This window comes from Pseudomonas sp. PA1(2017) (genome assembly GCF_001945375.1).
GTDB lineage: Bacteria > Pseudomonadota > Gammaproteobacteria > Pseudomonadales > Pseudomonadaceae > Aquipseudomonas.
In genome coordinates this window covers 417,531-438,028 of record NZ_MSXU01000009.1, presented here as the reverse complement: position 1 = coordinate 438,028, position 20,498 = coordinate 417,531, and the positions used below count along the sequence as shown (strand labels likewise).

Genomic DNA, 20,498 nt, shown 5'->3' with positions numbered 1-20,498 from the left:
CTACCGAAGAGACGGTCTTTTCGTCGGTCACCGAAGCCCAGGGTCGTTCGTTCGGCCGATTCATCGCTGATACGCACCTGCTGCCGTGCAACCTATGAACAGCGGCGAAGCGCTTGCTCACGAGGCAAGTGCACAAATACGCCTTTTCCGTTCACTAGGGACAGTCTTGACCGGCACCGTGTCACTAATACGAAGCGAACAAGGGCGAGCAAAGCTCTCAACGTTTGGCATGAAACCGGTAGTACTCACGCACAGTTTTGAGAGACATACGATTAAATTCGTCCTCAGATAGCAGGTTAAGCCTGAATTCTGATTCAAAGTCGTCAAGCTGCCTAAGCAGATCCGAGGCCGCTGCCTGAGCTAGCGTCGCATCCACCACTTTTTCCATGCGTGCAAGCTCGCGAAAAGCGATGTGAATATAATGATCAAGGCTTTCGACAAGCTTGTGTCCAGTCCACTCCTGAAGCACCCTTTTGATTACATCCGCGTTAGCAATCGCGCGCCTCATAACATCTGTATTTTCAAGATCGTATTTAACGATAAGATCCTTGAATTTTTCGGTGATAAACCTGTGCCTAAACATGTGAGGGTGAGCACGTGAAGTGAGCCCAGCCATTTTTCGAAGGTCACTTATATCATTAGTAATCGTATCTATCGCAATTGGATCGGCAGATATAGCATTTAAAAACAAAAAGCCGTGATCGACAAAGTCACTATCTACGCTCCGCCTTTTCTCAATCAAATCGAGTCTATCACCTTCAATATAGCTGACCCAAGAGTCAATCACGACGTGCGGAACTGGTAAAACACGAAATCCTCTATCCCCTTTAACAGATGGAATGCGTAATAGAGGATGAGAAACTTTGGATCGAAAAGCTTTCATAATGTCTTCGACCTTAATCCGAGCCGCTTCAGCACGGCGGCAACCAGTATTTATCAGGACGGAAATAAGCGTCTTTAATCGAGCCGCGACTAGAGGAGGTCTGGATCGTGCCGCTAGCCTTAAGGCGGAAATATCAGACGGCGCAATAGGGCTACGCCGGTCATCGGAACTTGAGAGAGGAAAGCTGGGATGGTACCAGGCTATTTTCCGAAACTGAGAATTCCTTTCTCTCCGCTGCCTCACTTCAATCTTGTATCCTCTCACCACACCCGTTTTGGATACATACCCATGAAATCCGAACTCTTCACTCATGACGGAGAGGAAGTCTAGACACCTTGACCCAATGTCCCTTACGGTATTTGGAACGCGGACTAGCCCTCCATCGGCGTTGACCTCAGAGCACAACCCCTTAATAAAAAACTCGAAATAGCTGTCTGAAATCGTGGTGATACTAATTCGGTTTAGCTCTAAAAATCGAATCAAATGGCTGATCTGCATCGCGTATCGTCGCGCAGTACCACCTTTATTGGAAAGAGACACCCGACCATCGCGCCAAAGACCTAATAGGTAAAAGTTTACTTCAAAACAAAACCTACCGGTCGACCAAAAAAAACAGGGCATACCCTCGGCGTCAAGTGCTCGCAGATTCGCTTGTTCCAACCCAGAAGGAAGTAATGCTCCCTCAGAAAGAGGTCGATGCATCTGCTTCTCAATCACGAATTCACCCCCAGTCTCTCAGCATTCCATCGATCCTGCGCATTTCTGTATCGAAGTAAGCCTTCCTGTCTACAATAACATCCTTGGTTAAATTCAATGAAAGCAACCTAAGCTCCTTAATCACTAGCGTTAAATGCAACAAATCTCTATCGAGGGACGTTATTTTCCTTTCAAGAATAGCTTTTTGTTCTTGAAGGCTACGCCTAGAACCGGAAACTTTTCTTGTTTTTTTTACCGAACGAATTGCTTTATAAGCGGCAATCCGCAGCTTCTCCAGCCCATCGAAGCCCTCACCCAGCTGACCGGCATATTTTTTTAGATTGTTTAAGCTGCAGCTTCCTATGTCTAGGCTTGAATTTTCGTAACGAGCAAAAGCTAGCTGCGATGAGAAAGCAGCTTTAACGCACTCATCACCCGCATACTCGTGCGGATTTTCGATAACCAAATGCAATAAGCGAATGCGACTTACTAGCGAGCTAATGCGCTTGTCGCTTGATTTAACTGACATTAGCCCACCTTTACAACTAGACGAATGCAACCAGACGCACCTTCATCAGACTGAAAATACAGACGCTCGGGCTGCAGATTGATTACTTTCGCCCGTATTAAGGCTTCAATATTGAATTGAACCTCTTCATATGAAAAAGCAGTAACGTCAAACGCCGAAGATTCGGATGCCATGTATTGCTTAGCGATTTTAGCGAGCTCCTTAGGAGACTTCGCAAGAACGCCACCAACACCCAACGTTTCGCAGAGAATCCCCCTGACTACGTTCAAATTTTCTACTGTAACATTCTCACTAAAAACTGCGTCCGCCAAACTGTCCGCTTTCACAGTATCAAGCATAGAACCGGGCACGACCTCCAAGATGTAAGTGTAAAGATGCAAAATATCACTGTGCCCCAAAAAAGCTCTTAAGCTATCAAGGGCTTTGAACCCTGAGCTATGGAAAAACACAAGAGCAAAAAATCGTCTTAACTGGTGCTGTCGCACATAAAACCTGGCGGCAAGGCCACCCTCCAGAAGTACAACCGGGGTCTCAACGTAGTCGCATATGGCATTTAGACAATTATTATATAGCGTAGCGTCCATCGGCTTGATAACGAAATCATCCGGCTGAACATATAAGAGCAGAGGTGCGTCCTTTTTAATTAACTCGAACCTTACTAGCTCGCAATGAAACTCCTTTAAATCCCAAAGCAAACGCGCAACCATCATGGGGATAGGTACGCGTACTGTTTTTCGACTCCTATTATTTCCTGTCTTCCCAGCTTTGAAGGTCATCTGATAATTTACGGCTTTGTTTTCCTGTAGATAAGGATTTTTATTGGGATGCAAACAGGTTTTTTCTTGGAGACCAAGCAGTTCATCTTGTCTACGAGCGGTTAGTGCACCGATAACGGAAAGATACCCACCCATCAAAATCCGGTAAGAGTCATAGCTTGCGGGCTTAGTCCTATACAGCTCAAAGTAATTCTCTGGCCGCATAGAATAGGTTATCAACCATCGCCCACTCGATGCCTTCCTATGCATAAAATCGGCCGGTGACGCTTCAAAAGTCATAGCGCGGTGCGCCTGCGACGCTTTTATTTCTGAACGATGATTAGCCAAGCACCACAAAATAATATCTGTAAGTGTCGACTTACTATGCTTCACAATATGCTCATACGAGTCGCGCATGAGATCAAAAACAACTTGACCTGGAAGTGTTCGAAATCGCCCTTTTTCGCTCTTGCTGATGAATGGAACGACCTGCTTCAGCGTAATTTTAGATAGCATGTCAACATCAACCGATGCGGTTGGTACCATGTTTTGAACTAGGGCAAGCCGCTTCAGAACTTTAATATTCCTTGAAAGGATTTTTTCCGAAATCCCTAGAGAGTGCGTATTACGCACAGGAACTGCAGCATACTCCGTTCCATGGACAATACTCTCATTCAGCTCACTGAATGTTTTCGGAACAAGAGCCCTTCCCATGAGCGTATTTCGATATATGCTATTCAGAAAAGGGCGAGAGTTGTATTTGATCACCCCATACTGTCTGGAATACAACCCTTTACTTACGATATACACTCGAGCTCTTAGCAATTCATCGTCACTCAGATCAAGGCTGCGATCATTAATAGACGGTAATTCATCAATTGTCGGCCACGAAGCTCTAGCTTCAGAAATCTCTTGCTCTGAAATAGTCGAAGACTCAGACTTTAAAAAAATAGCCAACCTTCTTGGATAGTCATACAGACAAGTCGAAGAAGGATAGCCAATACTACCGGCCAAATACTCGACTAATAGACTTTTTGTCACGAGACCAAATTTTAGCTCGGAAACCCGCAGGTTTGTTGCATTCAAAAGAAGAAAATCAACGAACTTTAACGCCCACTTAAATATGTCTGCCTCAACGTCTGCCTCCTTTCTTTTACCACCATTGAATCGAGTATGGATCTGAAAGCATAAAAATAACTTTATTGAACGAAGCAACTCTGAGTTTTTAGATGCTAACAGAGTGCTTCCATCCTCAAGCGCCACATCAAAGTCGACGGTTAACGATACTCTTTTCTCCCCACCTCCAAAAGAACAGAGCCACTTTGGAGAGTTAAAGTTACAGCCGTCCACTAGCCAATCCGGACAATCTAGCTGCGGATCCCCAAAGCCACCGCCAGCTTTAATTTTGTTGAGGAAAGCTCTCTGCTCTGGGTATCGAAGCCTCGATAGCTCATATTCACTCAGTGTTTCTATCTGACCCGAGTGATTCGGATTCACCGTCGAACCCTGGTATTTCATGCTGCTAGCTCCGCAGCGAGCATTCTGCTGATCTTTGCGACTAACCGTGTATTAACCTTAGCGCGAGAGAATATTTCAGCGATATCACGCGAGACAACTTCCAGCTCACCACTATTGTAAAGCTCCACCGCATGAGACACATAGGTTGCAGCTTGGAACCATGAGGAAAATTTCTTGGGAATATTTTTAAATTCAATCGAGACGTCGCGGACGGCTGCGTCGAAAGCTATTAGCAGGGTACAGAGCTCTTGGCTCACGGGGATGATTCCGGTTAAGGAGACATCTGCCTGCAAGCGCTCATCGACCGGCATCCAATTTTTCAAATTCATTTGTGGGGGGAGCGGTTTAAGCTGGTGATGCTCAATGAAATCGGCTAATTCTTCGATCGTATCAATAGCCATCGCGTCGAGAAGGTACTCAGAGTTTTTGAGAGACTCGAATATCAAACCAGATTGAAATAGCCGTACCCATCGGCCTAAGTAAAAACTGCGTATTGATTTCGGCAGATATTTGTCGAGTAAGCTAGGATCGTAATTTTTGTGCCCTAAAGCTTCAGACATTGCTTGGACACTACTGGTCTCAAAATAAACAATTACACCCGAAGTCTTTCTCATCGAACTCAGTGTGACTCGCTTTAGTACCTCCTTGCCCCGGCTCCCGAACTGCTTTAGGATTTCTTTCGCCAGCAGGCTCTTATAGTTCTTCTCCGATCCCATTCCAGAAATACGTTTAAGATTGGTTGGACGAGTCACTCCAGTCGGAGTAGTCAGTAAAGTGTACTTACAAGCAGGGTCACCGACAGAAACCAAGTACTGCCTAGCCTCATTTGTCAGCTCATAAATTTCCTCCATGTACTGGATTGCTTTGGAGGTTAATGTAATTATCTGCTGTTCATCTGCGGGCCCTCGCCGAGGCTTCTTTCCCTCAGCAGTGCCCATTTCTGCGCTGAAGCCGAAATTTTTCCCGTTCTTATCGCTTAAAGCGTGATTTAAGAGCCAGCTTTTGGTGATTGCCGGAACCTGATTAATTATCAAGTAAACAAATGGCAGTAAAGTTGAGCTATCGAGCAACGCCAATTGGTCATACGCGACTGATTTCTGTACGCCGTACAACTTAAAAAACTCGTAATCATCTGTAGTTGCGTACGGGTTTTCTGCCCATAACCGACACAGATCCATATACTGTCTCTCTTCTTCGGAGGCGAGACTATACTCGGCGTGGCCGGGAACTACCCTTGCTGCATTTTTCCTCAGTCTATAGTCATGTAAAATTTTCTCTCTAGCACGCTCACATGCCTCAATCACACCTTTCAGATCATCGTTAATGCTGTTGTACAATTTCTCCGCGGCTTCTTGATCAGGTATATAACTAGGAATTTTTGTTATCAGCCCAAGAATTTCTTTAGTTTCTTTTTGCTCTAGATTGCCATCGACCAAATCTTTGTAACCCTCAAAGGCAGGATGGTATGACTGGCTTGGGAACACACCCTCCTCTACAAAGATTTCATTCACTACTAACATCATGGCTGTCCATGTTCTGTTGAAAGCTAGCTCACAATGCCGTTTCTCTCTTGCCCTATCCAACTCTACCTTGTAGGCTCGCTCTAAAAAGTCATTTAGTACATCGTGCTCTTGAAGGATGTGTAGCTCGTCTAGGCTAAGAAAATTATCGGTCACAATTCTCAAGAAGTCGTTAACTGATCGTCGTTTTCCTAGGCGGCTTTCAGGTTTATATTTTTCAATATGCTTTTTTATTTTCAAAAACAAATAATCACAATAACCTGCCCCGAAATAATCGTGAATAAGCACCATATTCACAAAAATCTCCTGGCTTTTATCATAAGTTACAATCCACCACCCAGCGTAGTACCTAATCATACTTTTCGATTTAAAACTTTCTCTATATAAAGAAAGACAATTAATCTTTGTCCTATAGCCACAAATCGACTTAAACCTATCTACATTTATGCCAATCACATATGCAAACTTGCGCACAGCCGAGACATGTCGCCACGCATATGTTTCACTACAATTCGTCTCGCAGAGCAAGAACCCCCAGAATCTCCCGATCACCTTTTCATCTTTCAAATCGGAAAACATTAAGCCACATATAACCATAAAAGCATCGAGCAGGCCCATTGCCTGAACCACGCTCGTATATTCGCGCTGATCCTTGCAACTTATACGCATGACCTCAAGCATTTCACTTGTGATGAAGCGCATCGAATAACTTGAGATGGCGAGTGTACGTATCATAGAACCAGAACCAAATAATATACATAACAAGTAGCACACCAAAGATGCATGCGCAATATATTAAGAAAAATATTCTTAATGTATTAAATGTGCAACTCTAACTAAGAAATAGCGCTGCTTAGTTGTCGGCCAGGCACAATTAAGTGAGGATTTTAATTATTAAGAAATTAAAAGAATTATGAAGCCGAGGCTAAAAGTCAGCACAACCTTAATCTGGGTACTATTCGCACGGCCATGTGTCCCAATTTGGGATAGCGATTAGTTGATCGTCACGTCAAATTATGGGCTCAGACGATCGTCAAAAACCGCCAACGTGACCAATAGCCAAATACCGGTCACTCCGTGATCAAACGAAGTAATTAAGTCCAGTTATTTTAGACGTTCAGCGCTAGATCACTGATAGACACAGCCGAGATTCGAAACGGAGGAGTATCTCGATGAGTTTGGCCCATCTGGCATGCGGATTCTGAAGCGATCAACAACACGCTCGCAGCAACCTCGCGTGAGTTCGGACTAAGCTGTATCTGGCCATCGTTCACGACGGCCCCATGCAATGTGCGCTCAGGGGAAGAGGTTAAAATCTCTTTCCAACGACCTGGAGAGAGTACGGAAGGCTTCCAACAAAACCAAAAAGATTGGGCACACCATCTTTTCCATACACTGAAACGATGTGATCGAGTAACAGAGTAGCAAGATCCCCCCTAGATATATATGAGGGAGTGCCGGACTTCGTTCTTGCTACAGCCTGCACATGCTGGTAATCCCAGTAGCCAAACGCGCGAGATAGCAGATCACGCGCGTCGGATGGGCTGAATGGCTTGGGGCCTCTCCAACCTCGGTGAATTTTTTTGGCCATAAGCCTGAAGCCAGAACGATCGTCGTACAAATCTTCAGGGTAGATTTCAACACGCATCTTTGACTCCCGGGTGGCGGGCGCGCTACATATACGCGCATACCTCATCTTCGAAAACTGCATGGCGTGCATTAATCAGCATACACCAAGACACCTCATTCCGAAGCGGGACATCTCTAGGAGGACATGAATGAAAGCCCAAGGCCGTCGAGTTATTCGCTACCCGTGAAAAATTTCAGCAGCCCCTTTTTGTATGTATTCACCCGGATAGTAATCTTGTCATCAGTTATAGAAGAAACAATTCCCCTCCGATCGAGCTCCCTTACAAACCCTAGGTGTCTCTCAGAACGCTCAATTTTCTGGCGTACGTTCGGCTTGACGAAATTGCAGTACGGCTCCGGGGCGGCCTTCAATACAGCAACGATCTCTTCATCTGAAAAATTACTAACGAAGTTCATTAGTATTCCCATGCCGACACCGTCTACAGCAACCTTGGACAGACAGTACCTTACGATCTCCATATTGAAGTCCTCGACCACGATAGTGGGGTGTGAAAAGAATGTAGCCACACCACGTAGCGCGCTTGCATCAGACTGAATTTCTTCGAGAGAAATCTTCTTGACTAATGCACATTTCTGATTCTCGTTAAGAGCAGAAAGAACGAGAATTTTGACATCAATCCCGACTGGATAAATTTCAGTTTCTTCTAAAAATAATTCAAAGTTATTTCTTATCAACGCTGCTCTTAACGCAATTGACTCAGAAGCACTTGAGAAGGACTCTCCGTTTAATCGGACAACCTTGCAGTTGGCGAGTATTATCCGCCGCTCGATTGATTGGCTGTCGGGAAAATTCTTATAGTGAAGGGGAACGCTTGCGCATAACTTTTCAAGACTGGATCTGCTAATCGACGCGTTTGAAATAATTAACCAACAGAGTGAGTTAAGGATACTGCGGTCGCCTGCCTGGGTTGGAATCTTGGACTTTGACAGATCTGTGGCCACATCGTCGCTGCCGAGATGCTCAATCAACCTATCGTGCTCAGCTTCCTCATGAGAGAAATAATTGAGGACATTATCCCAATTCATGTCAATGTGGCCATTAAAAAACAGCGCACCCCACATATAATCAGGAATATTGGAAAAGTTGTTGAATATGTGATTTTGCTTTAATGCGAACTGAGTTGCTAAATCACTATCTACATTGGGATGATTCATTATTTCTAGAATGGACTGCTCCGACTCGGAGACATTTTCCTCTAACGCAAGAGCGACCTCCTCCAGATAGTAATCAATATTGCTATCTACGTACTTTAGGAGCGGCGAACTTGCATGCGCCTTTATTGCTGTGTAATTAGCGCGGCCAGAATCAATCGGGCCAGTCGCCTGATCACCATTGCTACCTGGATACCTCTTGAGGGAAAAATCAACGGTAGCACTACTGAGTGAGTACAGACAGTTCTCATAAATATGAGACAGTAACTCAGGGATGGCTTCGATCGCTCTCATATCAGCGATTTTCACTGACATTAGATCTAAAGCCAAATAACCATTAACGAATCTAATGTTTTCAGAGAATACCAACTGGGCATTTTTTGCCAGATAGCGAGATAAACTGGAAGCCAAGTTCATGTGCTCAGCAATATAGCTGGGAGATACGTAGGCTAGTATCCTGGCGACATGTTTAGCAGCTTGGTCGCTGTCTAATGCTGTAACTGCGTAATGCGGCCAGGTCGTGGCTAACGCTTCCGTTAATTTATCGACCGCACGCCCCGAAATCCAGTATGCTGAGAAGAACCCCTCCGATCTTACAAAATTCTGTGATATATAAGTTATAGCACTCTGCAGCTTGGAATTATGCATATCAATAGTGGATAAAAGGTGATCTACTAGAATGACATTCAGTACATATTCAGCTCCAAAGTCCTCTTCACGCATTTCTGAAATCACTTCCAAAGGCGTATCGATTCGTGTATCGGGCTCAAGAGATCGAAAATCACGGATTGTCTGGATAAAATTCCAGTCATTGCGAGACATCCGCCCTTCGTGAAAAATCGATATATACAGGTGGTAATTCTCGTCTAAGTATCCGTTTTTAATCAGGTAGTTTAGCAACCTCGAATCATCGACCCCATGCTCGACTGCCAAAGCAGCTACTCCTACCTCAGCGCTCTCAATAAGTTCTCGGAGCGGCTTTCTTGCCAGTTCTGCTTTCTTCCACTTAAGCGCATCGATCTCAGCAAGCAACTTATCTCGTCGTTTCAGCTCTTTGTTCTTTATACTTTCATATCTGGCATCGAACCTCACGCCGGGTGAAATAGCCTCTTCAATCTCTCGAAACGATCTATCAGTGGCGGTCTCTTGGAGGCTAGTCTGATGAAATCGTGTGGAATAGACTTTCTTCTGGACTCGAATGTTTTTCTCAATAAAGAGCTTTCTAAAGTTCTGCCAGATTAAAAGCTCTTCAAACGAGACTACAACATCCCCCGAATAAATACCTGTAATCCAATGCTCTCGATGATTGCCGCACAAATGCCCCCAAAAAATTCTTGCTAAGTCTTCACAAGCTGCACCCACCTCGTTTTCTGATGCTTTAATCAATTCTTTCAAACGATCAATTTCTTCATCAATCAAAGTCGCTGCACGTGAAATAACGGCTGTTCGCTGCTCTACGATGCTATAAAGAGCCCCTTTCCCATGATGAAGCTGCTCAAAATCCTTTGGATAAGTATTTTTATACACTATCATCGAAAGAAGCTTCTCTAGATTCGGCTCACCGCCAACCTTCCCTCGATATATTAAGAACTCATTGCTTATGTTTTTGATCAGCCGAAAGTCGTCGAGATAAAGCGATACTTCACTAAGGAACCTAGAGCTTATATCATCCCCAGCTTCTTCTCTTGCAGAAATACACTTAGCAAACATCTCCCGCGAATTGGAATTATTTATTATTGGAATGATTGGAGTTATAAAATCAAAAAACTTGGCCCTGTCTTTATTGAGGAAGACATCGTCTTTTATTGCATAAAGGAATTTTAGGGGCTGCGCAATTTTTAGCTTGTGTAATAAACTCCGTCGTTTAGGCCTGTCATTTATGATTTTGTTGATTTCACGAAGCTTGATAAAAATCTCAGGACTGCCAAATCGATCTAGATCCTCGAACACGACAGCGTCGTATTTATTCTCTTCGAAAAAATAAATTATTTCGTCAAGATGTTTATTCAGGATCGAACTTTCTGGAGTACTATCGAGTTCAACTTCCCCATTTTGAAGTGAGAATCTCTTGACCGACAGGGAGTGCGTAGCTTTATGTGCACGAGATATTATCTGGGCAAAAAATGCTATTACGTACAAAAAGACAAACATCCAAAGAGGGTCTATTGCTGCTATGGATTGCGCAGCCAAGAGCTTATCTTTTTCTCGGTAGAGAAATCCGCATGCGACAATCCAGCCTGTGAAGCCGATTGCATTTGCACTTAGCCATTGAGGCTTAGAGATTCTTTTAAACCTTGAATATGGCAGCGTTCCGCTATCGGTGCCATACAGCATCTGCTGCAGTATACTGCGTTCGATCTTTACAATAGCTTCATCAGCTGGAGGCTCGTCTTTAGATTTGTCGAGGTTAGGATCACTAAAGGTGGCGAGCGAAACATTCAGAAAGCGGTAGTGCGTATTTTTCTCGTAGGTTTTTATGACGCTTGTCTTACCTGAACCATAGGGCCCAGTGAGAGCAATGTTTCTGATAGCAGCATTCTGCATAGCAAAATCTAATGCTTTTCGATACAGACCATCTCGATCAGCATTGTCAACAGGTGCAAGATCTAAAAACCTATCATTTGAAGGTTGCTCAGGTTTCAGGTACCAAAAGATACGCTTGGCAGCTTTCGTGCTACAGAGCTTATGCAGCACTTGACCAAAATATTTCAATTTCTTCTTCCTTGAGCTCGTTAGCATTTGACATGCAGTCGCATGACCCGCAAACTTAGACTGGCCAGATATCATTATGCCTGCTTTTATCCAAAGCGTCCTACATTGTGAGCAGTGGTCGTTGGCTCCGACCCGCACCTTGTAATGAGTTCCTATTTCAATGATGACTGCTCTAGCTCACATTTTCTGGCCCAAGCGAGTTTCCTCATAGACTCTAATATTAATCAGGTGAGCATATCGCCTTGCCCCTTGGGGCGGCGGCTCACTTGGAATTGTCGGCGGAAGGCGGAAACGCGCGCTGGCAATGCTCTAAGAGGCGAGCCCAAACTGCAGTTCAAGCTCGACCTCCGTAAGCGTGGGATGATTGCCCCATTGCGGGCCACGCGGCAATCAACCTTTCCAAACCAGCACCGCTAGTCAGTGCGCTTCGCCAGAACGCGTAACGCAGTTGCGAACTTGTCAAACATCAGCTCGACACTTGGCACGTTAGCCGCTCTCAGGCTGGAGTGGACTAGCCCCTCCCCCAAATGCAACTCAGCTGCCACTCCAGCACGGCTCAAGGCTTCTCTGTAGGCGTAGCCATGATCACGCAACGGATCGAACTCAGCGACGCCGATGAAGGCAGGTGCGAGCCCGTCAAAACGCGCGGCCATTAATGGCATCGCACGGGGGTCGCTCCGCATCATGGGGTCGGGAAGAAAGCCGGCGATGGACTTGCTCAAGCCGGCGACCGTCATCAACGGAGCATTTGCGTGTTCCTGCATTGAGCGCAGATCAGTCTGCGCAGTAAGTACTGGATAAATTAGCGCCTGCAGTGAGGGTTGCGCTCTCCCCTGCTCTCGTAGCGCGACGCAAAGGCCTGCGGCCAATGTTCCTCCCGCACTATCTCCGCCGACCGCTAGCCGGCCGCAGCTGAGATTCGAATCAACCTCGCCAGCACACAGCGCATCCCAGACTGCGAGACCGTCCTCCAAAGGTGCCGGGAAGGGATGCTCAGGCGCCAATCTGTAATCGACCGCGACGATAGCAATGGGTAGCCTGCGAAGGAGCGCAAAAGCGAACCAGTCGTGAGTGTCCAGGCTTCCAAGATCCCAACCACCTCCGTGTAGGTAAAGCAATGTTGGCCATCCATCCGCAGGCGGCTCAGCGCTCGGACGGTAAATGCGCACAGCAACATCACCTACCTCAGTGTCGTCCATCTTTACGGCTTGAGGTGGCGGTGGTGTGAAGTGCCGGCACGCGCGGAGAAATGCTTCACGCCTGGCTGCCAGTGTTTCGTCCTTCGCGACGAAGCGCTGGCTTTGCTCAATGAACTCAAGTAACGGCTCACTCAAGCTATACGTCGTTTTTGTCGTCATGGCGCCTCCCAAATAATGCGGCGTCGACAGGACGCCGCTAGAGCCATTGGCGTTAGAGCAGCGGCAGCGTGTAGGCGAAGATCAACCGGTTCTCATCACGCCGGCCAGTGGCATCACCCTGCAGCTCGACATTGCGCAAGCGCATTGCGAGGCCCTTAAAAGGCCCATTTTGTAGGGTGTAGCTGATATCGATATTACGCTCCCACTCCTTGCCGTCCTCACCGTTGACCTTGAAGTTGTCACCGCGCACGTACCGCGCAAACGCGGCCAAGCCCGGAACTCCCAGCGGCGCGAAGTCCAAGTCATACCGCGCCTGCCAGGAGCGCTCATCAGCGCGATCAAAACGCAGCACCTGGATCGCGTTGGTGGTTCCAGGCAAATCGGTATCGTGAATGAACGGCAGCGCGCTGCTGCCTGCGTTGTATTGATAGCCAACACGGAAGGTATGAGGGCCGTGAGCGGCAGAGACAATGCCTGACACCATCCTGCTGTCCAGATTTCCTGCCAGTGCAGATCCAGACTCGCTCGTGTCCAAGTAATTGAGCGTGCCACCGAGTGTCCAGTCGCCCAACCTCTCAGTATGTGTCCCGGTCAAAAGGGATTGCTGATAGACGTCCTGCAATTGACCAGTCCATGCCCCGATCGAAGTCTGCGCAGAAGTGCGCCAAGTGCCGCCAAGGTAGCTAAAGCGATCGCTGAAGACTCGGTAGTAATTGCCGACCTGAATATCTCGCGTGCCGGCGAACTCACGCTGGTTGACCTGGCGCATCTGCCCGAGGCTGATGTCCACGTTCTCAAACTCTTTGATATCCAGCATTGCGCCTTCAAAGAATTGTGGCAGCAGACGCGAGTCCCCGGCGTACACCAGAGGGATCTTGGGGAATAACCCGCCTACTTTCAATTCGCTCTTGGAATACTTGAGCTTAATGGTGCCGGTCGCCTCCGAGAAATTATCGGCTGAGCGCGGATCGGAATCACGGGCCCAGCCAGCATTCTTGTACGCACCAGGGAGCAATGCGCTTCCACTTCGGTCAGGCGAGGAATCCAGCTTTATTCCGAGCCCGGCGTACACGTCGAACCCCACCCCAACCGTGCCGTTCGTATAGCCCGACTCTCCCTTAAAAATAAAGCCTTGGGCCCATTCCTCAAGCTTAGATTGAGCCGGAGCCACCGAATCGCGAAGGTCGTGGTTGTAGTAGAAATTACGGAGCGTCAGATTGGCTTTACTGTCCTCCACCAGATCGCCGCGCGCGACGACTGGCAGAACGGCCAATACAGCAAGGGGAAGCGTTGTTCGCCGGGCGAAACGAGTAGCTAAAGAGCATGAGCGATTCATTGTTGTTGTACTCAGAGGGTCGATCAAAGGCACCAAGAAGGTGCCTGCCAAGCTCCACTTGCGGCCTCGTCAGGATTGCCGCCAAGTAAAGATCAGGGTCGCTTCCAGGGTGTCACCGGGAGCTACGACTTGGGTGCCAACTTCCGCCCACCGGGAGGGGGCAGCGTTAAAAGCATCCGCAAGATGTGTAACCGGCTCCAGACAGAGATACGGCGCATCCGAAGGTGCGAAGGCGACAAAATGTGAGAGCGGATCTGCCGCTTCCAGCAGCAGCTCGCCGCTAGGGTATTCAAGCTGCAGACGGCCGGCCCAGCCGGATAGGTAGTGGGCAATTTGCTCGTGATGACTGTCGTCGATCTCAAGTGGATGTTCGAGCGCGCGACGCTCGCCCGTCGGCATGTATTGGCTGTCGATCAACCACTCTTGCTTGGCTCGAAAGGAAGCGCGCATCCCGGGCTGCCGCACGAAGTACGGGTGGAGACCTAAGCCACCTGGCATCGAAGTTTCCCCACGATTGACTAGCCTCTGGGTGATACTCAAGCACTCGTCATTTAGCTCAAAGCGCTGTTCGAATCGCACGGGCCATGGCCAGTGTTCGCCCTGATAGTCACAGGTCAGTAGCGCGCACTGCGCGTCGGCCGCTTCCACCGCCCATGTCTGGGTGTGCGCAACACCGTGCAGGGTATGCGGACGAGCTGTCGGATGCGCAGGCAAGAGATGTTCGCGGCCCTGAAAACTCAAGCGCGCATCGCGCAAACGGTTTGAGTAGGGAATCAGGGGATAGGCGCCGGCTTTGGGCCAAGCGAGTGGATCAAAGTGATCCGCTTGCAGAGGTACCAGAACATCCATACCAGTTGCCCGCAAGCGTGCTATACGACCACCCCACTGAGGTAGAAGACTCAGCTGCCAAGTGGCATTGGCCAGTTCGATGCTTTGCATAGCGGCATCCCTCTATTGCGCGGGCATGACGATGCCCTGCCGGCCCGTGGAGCCGGCTTTGGAAATGGGTTGAAGACGAAGGGGCGAGTCAGCTGCGGCGGAAGCGCTCGATCACTGCCTGATCCAGCTCTAGTCCTAGGCCCGTACCCTGTGGCACCTGCAGCTTGTTCCCGTCCAGCAATGTGGGAATGTCGTAAAGCCAACCGGCTGGCTCAACGAAGTGGTACTCGATTTGCGGTACCCACGGCTGCACGGCGGCCAAATGCAATGTAGCCAAGAGCCCAGGGCCGAAGTACGGACAATGCGGCAAGACCACAGCCTTATGGTCGCGAGCGAGCTCAGCAATTCGCAGACATTCACTTACGCCGCCGACCTTAGTCACGCTCGGCTGCACGGAATCGACGGCACCAGTGACTAGCGCCTGTTTAAACTGCACCGCCGTGCACCAGTTTTCACCAGCGGACAGAGCCACTCCTTGCCCTCGCAAGCCCGCTAGTGCGGCGAAATCTTCCGGAGGAAAGATCGGCTCTTCCAGCCAAGCCAAACTGAGCTCGCGCAGAGCAGGAATCCGATCGTGCGTTTCAGCAATGCCCCAGCTGCAGTTGACGTCGGTCGCCAAAGGAATACTTTTGCCAATCGCGCGACGACAGGCTGCAATCTCGTCGACCTCTACTTCATGCAACTTGATATCGCGAAATCCCATCTCAAGCGCACGCTCGCAGACTGCCGGAGCGATGTCGTTGTCTGCATAGCGCACGAGGCTCGCATAAGCTGGAATTTGCTCGCGGGTGCTCTCCCCTAACAGACGATGCAGCGGCACACCTTGGCGCTTGGCCGCGAGATCCCATAGCGCCATGTCCACGCCCGAGATAGCGAACATCGTCACGCCGTAGCGCCCGAAGATATGTAGGCGTAGCTGGGTGTCCAGATTCCACTGAGGGATATCTTTGATCTCGACGCCAATCAATGACGGGGCCAGCAACTGGTCAATCATCGACTTACAGGCGTCGGCGACGAAGTAGCCGAAGGCTTCACCCCAGCCAACGTTGCCTTGCTCATCTTCGATACGTACCAGCACGTTCTCCAACGTATTCCATTTCTTCGCAGCCAAGCTGCGGCCTTCAGCCAGGTCGCCGAACGGGATCTCTACAACCTGAGTGTCAACTCGGCGGATCTTCATACTCCCTCCAGCAGGCTGGTCAGGGCCGCGCCAGCGTAGGCGCCTCCAACATGATCACGGCCCTAGCCATCGGCAGGCATCGCCTCGTAGCTTAGGTAGTTGTCTGCGAGATAATCCTTTCCATTATCCTTGGGCACGTAGCCCAGGCTGCGTGCACGCTGATTGTGGAATAGCGGATTCGGGCTTTCCGATACGCCATAAACGATTTCATTGCGCACCTGGTCATTCTCCAGGCCGATCCGAACCAGCTGGGCCAAGTCCCGCGCGCTCGTCCACATTCGCAAGCGGCGGGCATCGGACACCTTCGGATCGACGTTACCAATGCGCACGATGAAGGTCGCCAGCTGGCTGCGCAAAGAAAAGGTGGCACAGGCCGCCTCACCAAATACTTTGCTCATGGCGTAGTAACTGTCCGGTGCAACTGGGTGCTCATCAAAGAACTCAGCCGAGTCAGCGCGGTACTGACCGAGTACGTGATGGCTAGAGGCGAATACGAAACGCTTTATCGCAAAGCGTTCAGCCGCTTCCAGCAGGTACAGGGTTGCGTGGTAATTGGGTTCGACCGTGCTCTCAAAACGAATGTCTGTGCCATGGGCACACGCAAGGTGAAGGATCGCATCCACGCCCTGCACTGCATCGCGCACGAATCGCGCGTCAGTGAGGTCACCGACCAACGACGTTTCGCCCCCTTGGAGGTCATCAACTGGCCTGCGATCAAGCAACCGAAGAGCGTAGTGCTCACGCAGTAATGGGCGAAGTGCGGTTGCGACGATACCGGCCGCACCGGTGATGAGAAGCGTAGGCATAACAGGACTCTCTTGTTCGACTCGAAGCACATCCATGTGCCGGTTTGGAAATCAGGCAGTAGCCAACTCCGCCACCTGCTTACGTGGCTTGTTGCTGATGAAGATCGCAACGATCAGCGCACCGGCAATGCCTAGACCCCCTGCCAGTGCAAATCCGCTGGAGTAGGTTCCGGTAGACTCGATAATGAAGCCGGTCACTGTTGGGGCAAGAATGCCGGAGAGGTTGGCCAGGCCGTGCATGAACCCACCGGCGGTGCCGACCTGGTGATCGGGCACTGCGTCCTGAATCAGCGACCAATAGGCGGGAGCTGTCAGCATCAGGAAACCGATTGCAGCGGTCATGACTGCAACAGTGCTAGCAACGCTCTCTACGCGTCCCGTCAACACGATGCACACCGCAGCGATCAATAGGCAGGTCACCAGCACCACCTTGCGCGAGAACACCTGCTTGCCAGTCTTCTTGAACACCCAATCGATGAGGATCCCGCCGCAGACGAAACCTACAGTGCCCACCAGCCAAGGCAGCATAGTGACGATACTCATGGATTTGAGATCAATGCCTTTTGCATCGATCAGATAGCTGGGGAACCAGGTCATGAAGAAATAGAGGATGTAGTTGTAGCAAAACAACGATATGCCTGTGACGAGCACCGCACGCTGACTAATGATCTGAAGAACAGGCGTACGCGGCGCATCCTCGACATTAGTGACCGGCACCTCCCGGTTTTCGTTGATCAGTGCGAGCTCCTCCGCAGTCACCAACGGGTGCTCAGTCGGCGAGGACGTTGCAATGCGGTACCAGGCAATCGCCCAAATGATGCCGACTACTGCAATCACCACGAACGCGATTCGCCAGCCCAGCCAAAGGGCCAGGAAACCTACGATAGGCCCCGCCAGAGCACCTCCAAGTGGCCCCCCTGCCTGGGCGATACCGATAGCGCGCGCACGCTCTTTGATAGGGAACCAGCTATTGATGGCTTTATTGGCCGTCGTCGAGACAGGCCCTTCGCCAACACCGAACAGGGCGCGGACGATCAGCAGCGACCAGAAGTTGAAGGCCAGTGCAGTCGAGCCGCAGAGGACAGACCAGAAGCTCATCGACCATGTCAGCACCTTCTTTGGGCCAAAACGGTCAGCAAAGTAGCCGCCGACGAAACAGAAGAGCGCGTAGCCAAAGAAGAAGCTGCTGAAAATCATGCCCTTCTCGCCGGGCGTGAGGTGGTAGTCCTGCGTGATGAATGGCATAGCGATCGACAGCGCCGCGCGGTCGACGTAATTGATGACCATCGCCAGGAACAGCATTGTCAGCATCGTCCAGCGATAGTGCTTTTTCTTGCTCATCTGAGTCTCCAGCCAGCATCAATGATGCCGGTTCTTGTTGTTTTATTGCACGTCACACGAACCGAACAACGAACGTGATGTAAGCCTTACGCTCGCCGGAGGCAGTTCGAAATGTGGTACTAGTTCAATGACGGGTAGTTAGCTTGAGCTTGTTCGGCCACGCAGATGCATGACAACAAGCTGCACAAACCGACAGAGGGATCGGCGGAGGGAGTTGGGGCAAGGTCGATCGCCTGAGGCAGAACCAGAGAGGGAGGCACCCTCGCAGGCCAGGGTTACATCAGCGCACGCCCATATATGGCGAGCGGGGGTTTCCGGACGATGCGGATAGCTCATTATTGTTCTCCAGATCAGCTAGCCACAGAAGCGGCCAGCTGGAATTCCTGAATACTGGAATTCCCATATATCGGGAAAATTATCCAGACACTCATGGTGTGAGAACGATGCTAGGCCCCGTATGAAGGGATGGGAATATGGGGACGCAGCGTGGCGCCCACCAAATTCCATATTGTGGGAAATTGCAGGTGGAACAGCCTAACTTCCAGGGTAGGTCTGTTCCTATCAACTTCGCTGGTAGCGCGCCTCAAAGCGCTCCGTTGCTTGCGGATTAGCCACCCGCGTCGGTCGCTGCGCGCTGCTTTCGCCCAAACATCGCCTTTATGCGATCCATGAACACGCCAAGGACAAGGAACACCAACACGCCGATCATGAATACGAGGGAGATCGGCTCGGTAAAGAAGATGCTGGCATCACCCTCGGAGTGCATCAGGGCCCGCCGTAAGTTGGTCTCGACGATCGGCCCCAAGATGAACCCGAGAATTAGCGGCCCGACCGGCAGCTTGAAGAGACCCAACAGCAGCGCAATGGTGCCAATGGCGAGCATCACCCAGATGTCGAACATTCGGCTATCAGCGGCGTAGGCCCCTAAAACGGACAACAGCATGATGGTTGGCATTAGATAGTGCTTGGGAATCAGTAGGACACGCGGGAAGACGCGAATGGTGAGAAGCTGGAAGATCAGCACCATGACGATTGCCAGCATGAACGCTCCGTAGATCGAGGTAATGATTTCCGGACTATCGGTGAAGAGTAACGGCCCGGGCTGCAGGCCATGGATCATGAAGGCCCCAATCATGATTGCTGTCACCCCGTCCCCAGGAAGGCCGAGAGTGATCAATGGCAATAGTGCGCCGCCAATGTTCGAGCTGTTGGACGTCTCTGTCGCCCACAACCCCTCGACAGTGCCCTTCCCGAACTGCTCCGGCGTCTTGGAAGACTGCTGGGCCGCGGCATAGGCAATCATGTTTGACGCAGTACCGCCCATTCCAGGCAATACCCCGATACCAACGCCGATTAGCGAGGAGCGAATGATGTTGACGAGGTTGTCCTTGAACTCCCGCATCGTGACGCCAATGCCCTTCACCTGCAGGTCGATTTTTGGCATCGACTTAGTGGAATAGATTTCCCGCAGTACCTGAGAAATCGCGAACAGGCCAATCATGAACGGGATAATCCCCAGACCAGCCATCATATCGATCGAGCCAAAGGAGAAGCGCGGGGTTCCGTCTATAGGGGCAAAACCTACAGTGCCGGCGAGAATGCCGAGCAGGCAAGCCAACAGGCCCTTGATCATCGAGCCTTGGGACATGATCGCCACCATGGCCAACGCCATCAGTGATAGCGAGAAGTACTCGGCTGGCCCCAGTTTCAAAGCGAATGCCGCCGCATAGGGGGCGAACGCGACCAAGAGAACAAGGCCGATCAGACCGCCAATGAATGAGGCAATCATGCAGGTGCCAAGGGCCTTTACGGCCTGCCCCTTCTGAGCCATTGGATAGCCCTCGAAGGTAGTGGCGATTGACGATGAAGTGCCCGGCATGCGCAGCAAAATGGCGGTGACCATACCGCCAGCCATCCCGCCAACATAAACTGCGACAAGAACGGCCAAACCCACCCCAGGACTAAGGCTAAAGGTGAGCGGTAGCAGGATGGCTACGGCCATCGCCACGTTGAGCCCGGGGAGCGTACCGATGACGACGCCGAGAATGGCTGCGCCGAGTAAAAGGATGAAGGTCGTAGGAGTCAGCAATTCGAGCAGGCTGACCATGAAGAGATCGAGCATG

General features: G+C 50.0%; 13 protein-coding genes. All 13 read right to left on the bottom strand.

The window, feature by feature from the left end:
* Window positions 1-217 precede the first annotated feature (217 nt).
* Window positions 218-1,600, bottom strand: a complete 1,383-nt coding sequence (locus BVH01_RS09090) for a tyrosine-type recombinase/integrase (RefSeq protein ID WP_139317806.1) — start codon at window positions 1,598-1,600, stop codon at window positions 218-220.
* 4 nt (window positions 1,601-1,604) lie between these two features.
* Window positions 1,605-2,108, bottom strand: a complete 504-nt coding sequence (locus tag BVH01_RS24325) for a hypothetical protein (RefSeq protein WP_139317805.1) — start codon at window positions 2,106-2,108, stop codon at window positions 1,605-1,607.
* A complete protein-coding gene (locus tag BVH01_RS24320; RefSeq protein WP_139317804.1) occupies window positions 2,108-4,381 on the bottom strand; it encodes a site-specific integrase in 2,274 nt (757 codons plus the stop codon). The genes BVH01_RS24325 and BVH01_RS24320 overlap by 1 nt, the downstream gene beginning before the upstream one ends.
* Window positions 4,378-6,603, bottom strand: a complete 2,226-nt coding sequence (locus BVH01_RS09080; protein ID WP_075930022.1) for a hypothetical protein — start codon at window positions 6,601-6,603, stop codon at window positions 4,378-4,380. Before BVH01_RS09080 ends, BVH01_RS24320 begins: the two co-directional genes overlap by 4 nt.
* Before the next feature lie 607 nt (window positions 6,604-7,210).
* Window positions 7,211-7,549: a hypothetical protein gene (locus BVH01_RS24315; protein WP_139317803.1), complete on the bottom strand. Its 339-nt coding sequence runs from the start codon at window positions 7,547-7,549 to the stop codon at window positions 7,211-7,213.
* A gap of 152 nt (window positions 7,550-7,701) precedes the next feature.
* Window positions 7,702-11,415: a hypothetical protein gene (locus BVH01_RS09075; protein WP_139317802.1), complete on the bottom strand. Its 3,714-nt coding sequence runs from the start codon at window positions 11,413-11,415 to the stop codon at window positions 7,702-7,704.
* 413 nt (window positions 11,416-11,828) lie between these two features.
* A complete protein-coding gene (locus BVH01_RS09070; RefSeq protein WP_075930020.1) occupies window positions 11,829-12,773 on the bottom strand; it encodes an alpha/beta hydrolase in 945 nt (314 codons plus the stop codon).
* 52 nt (window positions 12,774-12,825) lie between these two features.
* Entirely contained in the window at window positions 12,826-14,142 is a 1,317-nt protein-coding gene (locus tag BVH01_RS09065; protein ID WP_256562746.1) for an OprD family porin, read from the bottom strand.
* A gap of 36 nt (window positions 14,143-14,178) precedes the next feature.
* Window positions 14,179-15,048, bottom strand: a complete 870-nt coding sequence (locus BVH01_RS09060) for an aldose 1-epimerase (protein WP_075930018.1) — start codon at window positions 15,046-15,048, stop codon at window positions 14,179-14,181.
* A gap of 88 nt (window positions 15,049-15,136) precedes the next feature.
* Window positions 15,137-16,228, bottom strand: coding sequence for a mandelate racemase/muconate lactonizing enzyme family protein (locus BVH01_RS09055; RefSeq protein ID WP_075930017.1), 1,092 nt, complete (start codon window positions 16,226-16,228; stop codon window positions 15,137-15,139).
* Window positions 16,229-16,290: 62 nt separating this feature from the next.
* Entirely contained in the window at window positions 16,291-17,034 is a 744-nt protein-coding gene (locus BVH01_RS09050) for an NAD(P)-dependent oxidoreductase (protein WP_075930016.1), read from the bottom strand.
* 51 nt (window positions 17,035-17,085) lie between these two features.
* Complete coding sequence (locus tag BVH01_RS09045; RefSeq protein WP_075930015.1) at window positions 17,086-18,375, bottom strand: MFS transporter; 1,290 nt, start codon at window positions 18,373-18,375, stop codon at window positions 17,086-17,088.
* Window positions 18,376-18,982: 607 nt separating this feature from the next.
* Window positions 18,983-20,497, bottom strand: coding sequence for a tripartite tricarboxylate transporter permease (locus BVH01_RS09040; protein WP_083659447.1), 1,515 nt, complete (start codon window positions 20,495-20,497; stop codon window positions 18,983-18,985).
* Window position 20,498 lies beyond the last annotated feature (1 nt).